Here is a 12,427-nt window from a genome sequence, read left to right as displayed (position 1 = left end):
TGGGTCGGTCCCGGTCAGGTGTGCGGACCCGCGACGCGGGCCGTCACCCTTACCAAGGAGAGCACACACATGGACGCCAGGATCGACTTCTTCGGGAACCCCTTCGCCGGAAAGGTCCTGCGGCACATCAACTCCGCGAACAAGCTCGTCGTGGACTCGACCCTGCCCGCCGTCACGCAGGAGCTCGTGAAGATCCGGGCGAGCCAGATCAACGGCTGCGGCTTCTGCACCGACATGCACACCAAGGACGCCGCGGCCGCGGGCGAGACGCAGCTCCGGCTGAACCTGGTCGCCGTCTGGCGCGAGGCGACCGTGTTCACCGAGCCCGAGCGGGCCGCGCTGGAGCTGACCGAGGAGGGGTCGCGCCTGGCCGACGCCTCGGGCGGCGTCTCCGACGAGACGTGGGCCCGGGCCGCCGCGCACTACGACGAGGACCAGCTCGCGGCGCTGATCTCGCTGATCGCGATCATCAACGCCTACAACCGGATCAACGTCATCAACCGGCAGCCGGCCGGGGACTACGTGCCCGGCCAGTTCTGACGCCGTCCGGCCCCGCTCCTTCGAGACCGGGGTTTCTTCGCTTTGAGCTGCCTCAAAGCGAAGAAACCCCGGTCTCGAAGGGGAACGGCCGGCCCCGGCCGAGGCGTCCCCGCGGCTGCCCGGGCTTGACTCTGCCCCTAGGGCATGGTTTGGACTGCTGTCCGTCGGCGGTCCCGCCGGCGGACCGAGAGGAGCGGACAGTGGCCTGGAGCACCCGCCAGCTCGCGGAGATCGCGGGGACCACGATCAAGGCCGTCCGGCACTACCACGAGATCGGCCTGCTGGACGAGCCCGCCCGCCGGTCCAACGGGTACAAGCAGTACGAGACCGCGCACCTCGTGCGGCTGCTGCAGATCAAGCGGCTGAGCGACCTCGGGGTGCCGCTCGCGCAGATCGCGACGATGGGGCGCGCCGACCAGGACCCCGACGAGGCGCTCCGCGTGCTCGACTCGGAGCTGGAGGCGACGATCACCCGGCTCCAGCGCGTCCGGGCGGAGCTGGCGGTGATCCTGGAGCACCGCGCCCCGGCGGACCTGCCGGCGGGGTTCAGCGCCGTCGCGCGCGACCTGACGGACGTGGACCGCTCCATGCTGATGATCTACGCCCAGGTGTTCGACGACGACGCCATGGCCGCGCTGCGCGAACTGCTGCACGACCAACCGCACACGGACGCGGACGACGAGTTCGAGACGCTGCCCGCCGACGCGGACCGGGCGACCCGGCAGGCGCTCGCCGAGCGCATCGCGCCCATCATGCAGCGGCAGCTCACGGCCTACCCGGCGCTCGGCGCGCCCGAGTCGCACGCGCTGCACGGCCCCGGCCTGACGGGGTGCGCCGTGGTGCAGGCGCTGCGCGAGCTCTACCACCCGGCCCAGCTCGAGGTGCTCTACCGCGCGCACCTGATCGTCACCGGACAGACTGACGACCGGCTCGACGCCGAGGAGCTCGTCGTGGACCCGACGCCCCGCCCCTGAGACAACCGGCCGCCGCACGGCACCGACGGCCCTGATGACCAGCCGACCCCGACGAACGGACGAGACGTTGACCGCACCGACCACGCCCGACACCGCGCTGATCGCCGAGGACCTGCTCCTGCTGCTGTTCGACCCCCGGTCGGGCACCATCGCCGGGGAGAACACCCTCTTCTACACCCTGGCGGGCGCGGTGCTCACCGAGCTCGCGGTGGGCGACCACGTCGAGATCGACAGCAGGCCCGGCCTGACCGGCCCCCGGATCACCGCGAACGCCGGCAGCCCGCCTGCCGACCCGCTGCTGCGCGAACGCTGGGAGCGGCTCGTCGAGAAGCCGCGCGGCGCGCAGACGTTCCTCGCCGAGGTCGGCCCGCGGCTGCGCGAGCCGCTGCTCGACCGGCTCGTCGAACGCGGCCACATCGGCCGCGAGAAGCGCAAGGCACTCGGGTTCATCCCCACCACCGCACTGACCGACGGCGGCACGCCCCGCCGGGCCGAGCTCGTCGCCGCCGTCCGCCCGGTGCTGGTCGACGGCGCCGACCCGGACTCCCGCACCGCGGTGCTCGCGGCCCTGCTCTCCGCCAGCGGCAGCCTGCCGGTCCTCAACAGCGACATCCCCTGGTCCGGCGCCGTCTACACGCGCGGCAAGGAGCTGGAGCAGGGCGACTGGGGCGCGGCCGCCGCCGGCGAGGCCGTGCTCAGGACCACCATCGCGGTCACCACCGCGAGCGCGACCATCGCGATCGCGGCCGTCCAGAACAACCCCTGACGCGTCGCTGAGCGCGAGCGGGACGGGTCTGGTTCAGCGCAGGGCGCGGGTGCGGACGGCTTCCAGCGAGGCCGCCCGCACCTCCAGCACCGGCACGTCGGACGCCGGACGCACGCGCGGGTCGACGTGGACGCCGGACGACGGCGACCAGGCGAAGGCGCGCAGCCACAGGCCGCCCGCGCGGATCTCGGCGCGGTACGGGGCGAGGTCGACGTCGAACCGGCGGCCGGACCAGAACTGGTCCGCGATCAGCCGGTCGCCCGCGTGGATGCGCATCACGTCGCCCGTCCAGTCGAGGCGGAGCAGGACCCGGTCCGCGTCCTCGAAGACGTCGTCGGGTACCGGCACCTCGACGGGGACGAGCGCGTCGAAGTCGGCGTCGTCCGGGGCGGACGACCGACCCGCGCTGCCGCCCGTGCGCACCGGCGCCGGAACGGCGGCGTCGAACACGGGCGGCACGAGGGGACGCGCGGCGTCCTCGCCCGGGACCACGTACCGGGCGAACAGCGAACCCTCCCCGGGCACCCGCGCGTACCCGCCCGCGGGCAGCGGGGGCAGGACGTCGGCGGTGCGGTCCTCGGCGTGCGGCACGACGCGGAACGTCTTGCCGTCGAAGTACCCGCTGCCGTCCCACAGCACGACGGACTCGCGGCCGTCGATCGTCCCCTTCCAGACGGTGTCCGCCAGGGCGGGCGGCAGGAGGACGAGGGTCGTGTCGCCGACGACGACCTCGGCGGCGAGCCCCGGCGCCGCCGTCGGCGTCACGACGACGCGGGTGCCCGGGCCGGGCAGCGGCTCCGTCCGGAGGATCTCCGCTCCCCGGACGTCCGCGGCGTCGACACCTTCGAGCTGGAGCTCGACGTCGACGCCGTCCGTCGTCGCGAACAGGAAGACCGGGCCGCGCTCGGTGTCGAGCCGCGTGATCGGCTGCGCCGGCACGGTGAGCGCCGGCACGGACCCGAAGGGCTGCCGCAGCGGCCAGGCCGCGGACACGCCGGAGCGCAGGGTGGTGGCCGCGGTCGGGACGGTCACAGGGTGCGCGCCGAGCTCGACGTCGAACCGCACCGCCTCGACGTCCGCGAGCGCCGCGACCGCGGGCTGGTGGTTGTTGACGAAGAGGTAGCCGCGCTCGCCGTCGCCCCGCACGGACCAGCGCACGTCGGCAGCTTCGTCGTCCGGCAGCACCGTCGGGTAGGTCGCCAGGTCCGGCCCGAACGTCTCCAGGAAGAGGTGCTGGCGGCGCAGCCGGTGGTAGTGCGGGCGCTGCTGGCCCGCCGCGCCGACGGGCGCCCAGAAGTCGTAGTCGCGCACGGGCAGGTCGTTGGGGTATCCGGTCGCGTGCGACTCCTGGGTGGTGGAGCGGTCGCCGAGCACCTGGGTGCCGCCGTGGTAGAGGTAGTAGCCCTGCCACGCGGAGCCGCTGCCGAGCTTCGTCAGGGCGAGCGCCGCAACGTCGTCCGCGTCCACGTGGGGGCGCCGGTGGTAGGCGACCTGCATGCCGCCGCCGAGCTCGCAGGTGGCGAACGGCCACGGGTCGGCGGCGCCGTCCGCCGCCTGGGCCGTGACGGGGCCGTCGCGCAGGTCGGCGCCGACGGTGAGGTCGTCGCGCACGGTGCTGAACGCGTAGTGGGTGGCGCCGAAGGCGGGCCACCCGGTGGACGACTCCTCCCAGAAGCCGTCGGAGTAGCCCGCGTACACCGGCAGCACGCGGCCGCGCGGCAGGCGGGCACCGCCCCAGCCCGTCGCGAGCCACAGGGGCACGCGCAGGCCGGCGGCCTCGGCGAGGTCGCGGAGCGTCGCGAGGTGCTCGGGCTGGTCGTAGAGCTCGTTGTCGACCTGGATGCCGAGCACCGGGCCGCCGGGCTGCCCGGGCGAGTGCAGCAGGCCGCGTACCTGTTCCTCGATCGCGGCGTACCAGCCGCGGACGAGCTCCACGTAGGCGGGGTCGTTCGTACGGTGCACCACGGGCAGGGCCTGCAGCCAGTCCGGGAAGCCGCCGTTGCGCGTCTCGCCGTGCGCCCACGGGCCGATGCGGAGCACGACGTCGAGGCCGGCGCGGCCCGCGGTCTCGACGAACCGGCGCAGGTCGCGCTGCCCGTCCCAGCGCACCTGCCCGCGCACCTCCTCGTGGACGATCCAGAGCAGGTAGGTCGCGACCACGGTGACGCCCCCGGAGCGCATGGTGCGCAGCTCGGTCTCCCACCGTTCGGGGCGGTCCCGGCTGAAGTGGTACTCACCCATGACGGGGAACCAGGGCCGCCCGTCCCGCTCGACGTACCGGTCGATCACGCGGACGGCGCCCGGGGTGCCGACGGGGTCGCCCATCTCCAGGGGCGCGGGCCGCACCGGCTGCGCCGCCGGGACGGTGACATGACGGACGGTCGGCTGCGCGGGGACGTGGCTCACGCACGCGACCCTACGAAGCCTCGCCCCGCGATGACATGCACGGATCGACGCCGGACCTGGACGATCGCGCGGCCGGCACCCGCGCCCGGGTCACCGCGCCCCGGCGACCGGCGTGATCCGCACCAGCGGGTCCGGGTTGTGCACGCCCCGCGGCCGGTAGCCGAGGGAGTCCGCGACGCCGAGGTAGTCGGCCAGGTACCAGACGATGCTCAGCCACATCTCGGTGCCCTGCAGCCCGGGGACGCCGTCCGGCCCGGTGCCACGTGGGGCGAAGGCGAGACCGGCACCGTCCGCCCAGCTCTCCAGCGCCCGGTCGAGCTGGGTGCGGGCCCAGGCCTCGCCCTCGGCGCGCCGGTGCGCGGTCTGCTTCGCCGCGAGCCAGAGCGGGTGCACGATGTCGAGCACGTTGCAGGCGGTCCAGCCCTCGGGGGTGGCCAGCACGGGGTCGGCCGCGTGCTCCAGCACCGTGTCGACCGCCGCCTCCGGGTAGGGCAGCGGCAGGCCGAGCTGGGCGTACGAGCCACGCGTGAGACGGTAGAACCCGTTCACGGCCTGGAGCCAGCGCGACCCGGGCTGCGGCGCGCCCCACAGGCCCGTGGCCGGGTCCGCCTTCGCGGTCAGCCAGCCCAGGAGCCCGTACAGCGGGCCGACGCCGCCGGCGGGCAGCTCCTCGGCGAAGTCGGCCATGTTGAGGGCGCAGGCCGTGGCCAGCGAGTCGACGGCGGCGCCGCTCCCCCAGGCCTGCGCGCCCCAGTCCCGCGCCTCCAGGGCGTCGACGACGTCGCGGTCGCCCAGCGCGTGCACCGCGCGGACCGGGTGCGGCAGGCGTCCGCCCAGCAGCCGCACCGCGTAGCCGACGCTGAGCACGTGGTAGGCGGCGTCGCCGTCGGTGGCCGACAGACCGTCGTCCGACAGGCCCTGGTCGGAGAGGTCGCCCTCCGGGATCAGCCCGCTCGCGGGGTCCTGGCGGGCGGTGAGCCGCCGGACCAGGTCGGCGGCCTCGAACCCGGGCGGCGGGGTGCCGAGCAGCAGGTCGGCGATCTCGACGGCGTCCGCCCACGGCCGGACCGCCGGGCGAAGGGGCCCCGCGGCGGCGGACGGGCGGTCCACGAACCTGCCGTCCTCGTAGCAGCGGGCCAGCACGTCGCCGGCCTGCTCGCGGGCGCGGTCGCCGAAGGCCGCCAGCCGGGCGGCGAAGTCACCGGCGGTCGCGCCCTTCGTCTCCGCGCGGCGGTCGCGCAGCACCCGGGCGGGGTTGCCCGCGACGACCGCCCAGTCGGGCACGTTCTTGGTGACGACGGCGCCGGCCGCGACGACGACGTGGTCGCCCACGGTCACGCCGTCGAGGATCGTGGCGTTCGAGCCGATCCACACGTCGTCGCCGATCGTGATGCCCTTGCTCCAGGTGTCCTGCTGGAAGACCGGGCGGTCGTTCGCCATCTGGTGGTTGAACCCGAGGATCGAGCTGTGCGCGCCGATGCGAACGCCGTCGCCCATCCGGATCTCCCCGCGCACGACGGCGAACGGGTTGACCGAGCAGTCCGCCCCGATCGTCAGTTCGCCCGAGAGGTAGGCGAGCGCCGCGACGTAGGTGCGGTCGCCGAGGGCGAGCCGGTCGCAGTAGACCGCGGCGTTCGGGGCGACGAACACGCCCGCGCCGAGCTGCGCGCCGGCGTCGGCCAGCTCGCGCTGCCGGGCGGCCTGCGCCTCCCCCTCCGCCGAGGCGGGGTCGTACTCCCAGGGGAGAAAGTCGACACGTCGGACGCCTTGGGCCGCTGAGTGATCCACGCCGCAAGCCTATCGACGTGGTGGACGGCCCCACCCGACCGGCCGGTCCCTGCTCGCCGGGACGGACCGGCTCACCGGCGCAGCCCCAGCGCCCGCAGCTCCAGGTCGGCCAGCCGCCGCACCACGTCCGGGTCGTCGTCCCGCCACGCCCGCACGGGGTCGTCCGAGATCCTGGTCAGGGCCCGCAGCGGCTGGTTCGTCAGGGCGCGCAGCGCCAGCAGCGCCGGGTCGGCCCCGACCAGCCGTCGGCCGGCGCTCGCCCGCCGCACGAACCGCACCCGCAGCGGCACGTAGAGCACGGCCACCAGCAGCACCGGGACGAGGAACACCGCGAGCCCGGCGAGCAGCGCGACGTCGGCCACCGTCTCGGCCTGGGAGCGGCCCGCCTCGGCGAGGCTCTCGGCGGCGTCAGCGGCCCCGCTGAAGGGTGCGGCCAGGTCGTCGCCCACCCCGGGGATGCCGTCGATCCGGCCCCCGACGTCGTGGAACCGGGCGGCCATGTCGTCGGCGGCCGTGGCCGTCGCGCGGCCGGGCCGCCCGAGCTCCAGGGTCGCCGCCCAGACCTCGCGGCCGGCCCACGCCCAGGCCGCGATCCAGGCGAGCAGCAGCAGGTCACCGAGCACCTGGCGGGCGCCCCTGGCCGGCGCGGCGGCATACAACCTCATGGTCCGGACCTCCGGGTGTCGACGTTCGGCACGCCGCACCGTATCGGACTTACCGCCCAGCAATTCCACAACCGATCAAACCGATATGTGGTTGCATACTCTCCGAATTGTTTCCGACTTTGCGAGGTAACAGCATGGCTGCCGACGAGCTCACCCGGACCTTCGTCGAGTTCGACTCCGACGGCGACGGCCGCATCACCGCGGACGAGTTCCGCCAGGCGATGGCCACGCGCGGCGAGGAGACCACGGACAAGGACGTCGACCAGATCTTCGGCAAGGCCGACCACGACCAGGACGGCAAGATCGATCTGGCCGAGTTCACGATCGCCTGGGACGCCTGAGCCCACCGGCCCGAACGCGGACGCCCCCGGACCCTGACCCGGCGGCCCGGGGCGTACGACCTGGGTATGACCCAGGGGCCGACCAAGACCAGCCCGGGGCCGGACGCGCTCCGGTACCGCCGCTCCGTAGCGTCCTTCCCATGGACACCACCGTGTACGCGCCCGGGTCGTCACCCGCAGTGCGCGCCCGTTCCCTGACGAAGACCTATGGCAAGGGTGAGGCGATCGTGCGCGCCCTGGACGGCGTGGACGTCGACTTCGAGCAGGGCCGGTTCACCGCGATCATGGGCCCCTCGGGATCGGGCAAGTCGACCCTGATGCACCTGCTGGCCGGCCTGGACTCCGCCACCGGCGGACAGGCCTTCCTCGGCGAGACCGAGATCACCGGCCTGAACGACAAGGCCCTCACCAGGCTGCGCCGGGACCGGATCGGGTTCGTGTTCCAGCAGTTCAACCTGCTGCCGATGTTCACCGCCGAGCAGAACATCACCCTGCCCGTCGAGCTCGCCGGCGCGACCCTGGACCACGCCTGGCTGAACACCCTCGTGGAGACCCTGGGCCTGACCGGGCGCCTGACCCACCGCCCCGGCGAGCTCTCCGGCGGGCAGCAGCAGCGCGTCGCGATCGCGCGTGCCCTGATCGCGCAGCCCGACGTCGTGTTCGCCGACGAACCCACCGGCAACCTCGACTCCCGTTCCGGCGCGGAGGTCCTGTCCTTCCTGCGCCGTTCCGTGCGGGAGCTGGGCCGCACCATCATCATGGTCACCCACGACCCGTCCGCTGCCGCGTACGCCGACCGGGTCGTGCTGATCGCCGACGGCCGCATCGCCGGCGACATCAGCGACCCCACCCCCGAGTCCGCCATGGCCGGGCTCGACGCCCTGCGCACCCTCGAGCCTGCCGTCACCACCGGTCCCGCCCGGACGGGTGCGTGATGTCGAACTCCTTCCCCACCGCACGCCTCACCCTGGGGCAGATGCGCCGCAGCACGGGCCGGCTCACCGCCGCCGGTGTGGCCATCCTGATCAGCACCGCCTTCGTCACCGTGACGCTGCTGGCCGGCGGCGTCATCAACGGCACCACCCACGACATGGTCGCGGCCGGGTACGCGCGGGCCGACGTCGTGGTGACCAGCCCGGACGGCGACGCCGACGGCATCACCGACGGTGACGTCCGGGCCGTCGCCGCGCTCGACGACGTCGCGGCCGTCCAGCCGGTCACGACCTGGTTCGGCGACCTGCGCAACGGCGGCAAGGGCGGCTTCCAGGCCTTCGCCCCGGTGCCCGCCGACCCGCGCCTCTCGCCCCTGGAGCTGACCGACGGCGCCTGGCCGACGGCCGCCGGCGAGGTGGCCCTGTCCACGACGGTCGCCGAGCGGATGGAGGTCGCCGTCGGCGACACCGTGACGCTCAACCGGACCGTCTACCCCGACGGCTGGGCCGAGAGCCAGGCCGACGACCCGGCCGCGGAGCTCGGCGACCCGAAGGACGTCACCGAGACGCTGACCGTGACGGGTGTCGCCGACGACCCCTACGGCGCCTACACCTCCTACGGCGGCGCCGCAGCGGTCCCGGCCGCGACGCTCGACGCGTGGAACGCGGCCGAGCCCTACGCCGACCCGGTCACCGAGCTGCTCGTCGCGCTCGACACCCCGCTCGACGGCGGCGAGGTCCCGGCGGGGCTGCGCGACGCGCTCCAGGGGGCCGTCCCCGACGCCGCGGGCGACGCGACCGTGCAGACCGTCGAGCAGGTGGCGACCGAGCGGACCGCGGAGCAGACCGGCGGCCAGGACCTCGTCTTCCTGGTGTTCGTCCTGACGTTCGCCGCCATCGCCCTGCTCATCGCGGCCATGGTCATCACCAACACGTTCCAGGTGCTCGTGGCCCAGCGCACCCGCACCCTGGCCCTGCTGCGCTGCATCGGCGCGGACGCCGGCCAGCTCTACCGCAGCGTGCTGCTGGAGGCCGCGATCCTCGGTGTCGTCGCGTCGGCGGCGGGCATCGTGGCGGGTGCCGCGCTGGCGCAGATCGCGCTGCTCGTCGCGCCGTCGTTCGACCTCGGCGTGCCGCTGCCGACCACCATCGCCCTGACCTGGCAGGCGGTCGTGCTGCCGCTCGCCGTCGGCGTGGGCGTGACGGTCCTGGCGGCGCTCGCCCCGGCCCGCTCGGCCACGCGGGTCGCGCCGCTGGCCGCGCTGCGGCCCTCGGACGCGCCGACGCTGCGCGCCCGCACCGGACGGGCCCGCCTGGTGATCTCGCTCCTGTGCGTGGTCGGCGGCTTCGCGGGACTCGCGGTCGGCGTGGCCCTCGGGATGAACGACGCGCCGCAGTTCGGCCTGCTCGCGGCCGTGGGCGGCGGCTCGCTCGCCTTCTTCGGCGTGGTGCTGAGCGCCGTGCTGTGGCTGCCGCGGGTCGCGGCGAGCCTCGGCGCCCTCGTGTCCCGCACCGGCCCGGCGGCCCGCCTGGCCGTCGCCAACACGCTGCGCAACCCGCGGCGGACGGCGGCGACGTCGACCGCGCTGCTCATCGGCGTCACGCTGGTCACCATGATGTCCACGGGGGCCGCGAGCGCCCGGATGTCGGCGGACAGCCTGCTCGACGAGACGTTCCCGTACGACGTGAGCGCGTCGCCGTCCGACCCGAGGTACGTCGACGACGTGCACGAGGCCGTCGCCGGCACGGACGGGGTGACCGACACCGTGCTGGTGACCAACACGAGCGTCACTCTTGCCGGGGTGGAGGACATGTCGGTCGCGGGCGCCGACCCGCACGACCTCGCGGCCGTCGTGAACGTGGCCGAGGAGGCGGAGCGGCTGACCGAGGGCTCGATCCTGCTGACGCAGGACGCCGCGGACTCGCTGGACCTCGCCGAGGGCGACCGCACCACCGTCGAGGGTCCCGGCGGCACCGTCGACCTGACGGTCGTCATCACCACGGCCGACCCGCTCAGCAGCATGATCACGGCCGCGGACCTGGACCGGATCGCCGGCGAGGACGCGTGGAGCGACGTCTGGGCGCACATCGACGGCTCGGATCCCGCGGCGGTGCTCACGGACGTGCAGGACGCCGTGGCGGAGGTCGACGGCGGGGCGTTCGTGATGGGCCCGGCGGCCCAGGCGGCGCAGTTCCGCCAGGTCGTGGACGTGATCCTGGGCATCGTGGTGGGCCTGCTCGCGGTGGCCGTGGTGATCGCCCTGATCGGCGTCACCAACACCCTGTCCCTCTCGGTCATCGAGCGCACCCGGGAGTCCGCGACCCTGCGGGCGATCGGGCTCGGCAAGGACCAGCTGCGGGCCATGCTCGCGGTCGAGGGCATGCTCATCGCGGGCGTCGGCGCGGTGCTCGGCATCGTGCTCGGGCTGGTGTTCGGCTGGGCCGGGGCGGCCACCGCCCTGTCGCTGATGGGTGACGTGCGGTACGCCGTGCCGTGGACGGACATCGCGCTGGTCCTGGCCGTCGCCCTCGTCGCGGGGCTGCTGGCCTCCGTGGTCCCGGCGCGGGCCGCCGTCCGCACCTCGCCGGTCGCGGCGCTCGGCGTGGAGTGAGCGTCCCGCGCTGACGACGGCGCCCGGGCACGGTAGACCGTGCCCGGGCGCTCGGTCGTTCGGGCCCTCGGTCGTCAGGCCGCTCAGTCGTCGGGCATGCTGCGGCGGTCCCCCACCTGCCCGGCCGCGAGCGGGAACGCGAGCGAGCCGGCGGCCACCCACCACTCCAGCACGTCGTACACGAGCCGGCCGGCCGCGACGGACGGGTCGCCGTCGGACAGCCGCGCGGCCTCGTCCGGGGAGCACGCGAAGATCGACATGCCGCGGTACGACGGGTCGCTGCGGAGGTCGAACGGCCCGTTCACCACGAGCAGGCCGCGGCGCCGCAGGTCGGCCCGGTAGGCGAGGTGGCGCGCCTGGAGCTCGGTGAGGGCGTCGTCCGTGATGCCGGGGGCGTCGGGCGGACGCCGCAGGACCACGACCGTGTACACGTCGAAGGCGTCCGGGACGTCGGGGGCGCTCGCCATGTCCTCAGGCTACTGAGGCCCAGCGCTCCCGGCCTCCGGCGGAGCCGAGTCCCCACCGCACGCCCCGGACCGCGACCGCCCCCGCGGGTCCGCCCAGGTTCCGGCTGAACCAGGTCTCGACGTCCAGCTCGGCACGCGCCCAGGCGGGCAGCAGCGCCACGGACCCGGCGGCGAGCAGGCGGTAGGGGCCGCGGGCGGCCCGGGGCAGCGGCGGCTCGCGCAGCAGGAAGTGCGCGGTGTCGAGGGCCTCGGGCGTGGCAGCGAGCTCGTCGCGATAGGACCGCAGGCAGTCGGCCAGCTCGGCGACCGTCTCCGGGACCACCACGGCGCCGAGCGCGCGGGCGACCTGACCTGACTGCGCCACGTACTCGTCCGCCTCCGCCGGGCTGAGCGGCCGCTCGCCGTAGCGCTGGTGGGCGGCCAGGAACGAGTCGGCCTCGGCCACGTGCACCCAGGTGAGCAGGTGGGGGTCGCTCGCGCGGTAGGGGCGCCCGTCGGGTGCCCGGCCCCGCACGCGGTCGTGCACCGCGCGTACGCGGTCGACCATCTCCTGGGCGTCGTCCGCGGTGGCGAACGTCGTGGTCGCGAGGAAGGTGGAGGTGCGGGCCAGCCGCCCCCAGGGGTCGCCGCGGTAGCCGGAGTGGCCGGCCACCCCCGCCATCGCCAGCGGGTGCAGCGACTGCAGCAGCAGCGCCCGCAGCCCGCCCGCGAACGTCGCCGAGTCGGCGTGCACCCGGCGGATCGGGCTGCCGGGCGGGAACCAGCGCGGTCCCGGGGTGAGGTGGATGCGGTCGCGCGCCTCGAACCCCTGGGGCCCGGCCACCTTCGTGAAGAGGGCGTCGCCCACCCGGGCGCGCAGGCGCTCGACGGGACTCGTGACACGGGGCATGCCGCCAGTATCCGCCCGGGACGTCCTCAGCCGGTCATGCGGGAGCG

11 protein-coding genes are annotated in these 12,427 nt (G+C 74.8%); 6 read left to right on the top strand and 5 right to left on the bottom strand.

The window, feature by feature from the left end:
- Window positions 1–69: 69 nt before the first annotated feature.
- From ACIPN7_RS17850 to ACIPN7_RS17840, 3 genes are all read left to right on the top strand, one after another.
- Window positions 70–540 (top strand): carboxymuconolactone decarboxylase family protein, encoded by a 471-nt coding sequence (locus ACIPN7_RS17850; RefSeq protein ID WP_285106630.1) that lies wholly within the window; start codon window positions 70–72, stop codon window positions 538–540.
- A 200-nt stretch (window positions 541–740) separates the two neighbouring features.
- The gene (locus ACIPN7_RS17845) at window positions 741–1,514 is read left to right on the top strand and encodes a MerR family transcriptional regulator (RefSeq protein ID WP_400544988.1); all 774 of its coding nucleotides are present in this window, start codon (window positions 741–743) and stop codon (window positions 1,512–1,514) included.
- A gap of 67 nt (window positions 1,515–1,581) precedes the next feature.
- Window positions 1,582–2,280, top strand: coding sequence for a GPP34 family phosphoprotein (locus ACIPN7_RS17840; RefSeq protein ID WP_400544986.1), 699 nt, complete (start codon window positions 1,582–1,584; stop codon window positions 2,278–2,280).
- Between the two features lie 33 nt (window positions 2,281–2,313).
- On the opposite strand, the gene ACIPN7_RS17835 is transcribed toward ACIPN7_RS17840, so the two are convergent.
- From ACIPN7_RS17835 to ACIPN7_RS17825, 3 genes are all read right to left on the bottom strand, one after another.
- On the bottom strand, window positions 2,314–4,686 hold the full coding sequence (locus ACIPN7_RS17835; RefSeq protein WP_400544983.1) for a beta-galactosidase: 2,373 nt from the start codon (window positions 4,684–4,686) through the stop codon (window positions 2,314–2,316).
- Window positions 4,687–4,776: 90 nt separating this feature from the next.
- Window positions 4,777–6,474 carry an acyltransferase gene (locus ACIPN7_RS17830; RefSeq protein WP_400544980.1) on the bottom strand — a complete coding sequence of 566 codons (1,698 nt, stop codon included), beginning with the start codon at window positions 6,472–6,474 and terminating at the stop codon, window positions 4,777–4,779.
- Window positions 6,475–6,545: 71 nt separating this feature from the next.
- Window positions 6,546–7,139: a hypothetical protein gene (locus ACIPN7_RS17825; RefSeq protein ID WP_400544977.1), complete on the bottom strand. Its 594-nt coding sequence runs from the start codon at window positions 7,137–7,139 to the stop codon at window positions 6,546–6,548.
- A gap of 134 nt (window positions 7,140–7,273) precedes the next feature.
- On the opposite strand from ACIPN7_RS17825, the gene ACIPN7_RS17820 reads away from it, so the two are divergent.
- From ACIPN7_RS17820 to ACIPN7_RS17810, 3 genes are all read left to right on the top strand, one after another.
- Window positions 7,274–7,480, top strand: a complete 207-nt coding sequence (locus ACIPN7_RS17820) for an EF-hand domain-containing protein (protein WP_400544974.1) — start codon at window positions 7,274–7,276, stop codon at window positions 7,478–7,480.
- 140 nt (window positions 7,481–7,620) lie between these two features.
- Window positions 7,621–8,415 (top strand): ABC transporter ATP-binding protein, encoded by a 795-nt coding sequence (locus tag ACIPN7_RS17815; RefSeq protein ID WP_400544971.1) that lies wholly within the window; start codon window positions 7,621–7,623, stop codon window positions 8,413–8,415.
- On the top strand, window positions 8,415–11,024 hold the full coding sequence (locus tag ACIPN7_RS17810) for an ABC transporter permease (RefSeq protein ID WP_400544968.1): 2,610 nt from the start codon (window positions 8,415–8,417) through the stop codon (window positions 11,022–11,024). Before ACIPN7_RS17815 ends, ACIPN7_RS17810 begins: the two co-directional genes overlap by 1 nt.
- Window positions 11,025–11,107: 83 nt before the next feature.
- Here ACIPN7_RS17810 and ACIPN7_RS17805 read toward each other — a convergent pair whose 3' ends face one another.
- Entirely contained in the window at window positions 11,108–11,491 is a 384-nt protein-coding gene (locus tag ACIPN7_RS17805; RefSeq protein ID WP_400544965.1) for a YciI family protein, read from the bottom strand.
- Between the two features lie 4 nt (window positions 11,492–11,495).
- Window positions 11,496–12,380, bottom strand: a complete 885-nt coding sequence (locus tag ACIPN7_RS17800; RefSeq protein WP_400544962.1) for an oxygenase MpaB family protein — start codon at window positions 12,378–12,380, stop codon at window positions 11,496–11,498.
- Window positions 12,381–12,427 lie beyond the last annotated feature (47 nt).

Source organism: Promicromonospora sp. NPDC090134, from assembly GCF_044746965.1.
Lineage (GTDB): Bacteria > Actinomycetota > Actinomycetes > Actinomycetales > Cellulomonadaceae > Promicromonospora.
This window is presented reverse-complemented; position numbering and strand designations above follow the sequence as displayed.

Excerpts from the sequence above, each read along its gene's own strand:
- ACIPN7_RS17810 (WP_400544968.1), top strand. The coding sequence starts at position 8,415 with ATGTCGAACTCCTTCCCCACCGCACGCCTCACCCTGGGGCAGATGCGC.
- ACIPN7_RS17850 (WP_285106630.1), top strand. The coding sequence starts at position 70 with ATGGACGCCAGGATCGACTTCTTCGGGAACCCCTTCGCCGGAAAGGTC.
- ACIPN7_RS17805 (WP_400544965.1), bottom strand. The coding sequence starts at position 11,491 with ATGGCGAGCGCCCCCGACGTCCCGGACGCCTTCGACGTGTACACGGTC.
- ACIPN7_RS17825 (WP_400544977.1), bottom strand. The coding sequence starts at position 7,139 with ATGAGGTTGTATGCCGCCGCGCCGGCCAGGGGCGCCCGCCAGGTGCTC.
- ACIPN7_RS17820 (WP_400544974.1), top strand. The coding sequence starts at position 7,274 with ATGGCTGCCGACGAGCTCACCCGGACCTTCGTCGAGTTCGACTCCGAC.
- ACIPN7_RS17815 (WP_400544971.1), top strand. The coding sequence starts at position 7,621 with ATGGACACCACCGTGTACGCGCCCGGGTCGTCACCCGCAGTGCGCGCC.
- ACIPN7_RS17800 (WP_400544962.1), bottom strand. The coding sequence starts at position 12,380 with ATGCCCCGTGTCACGAGTCCCGTCGAGCGCCTGCGCGCCCGGGTGGGC.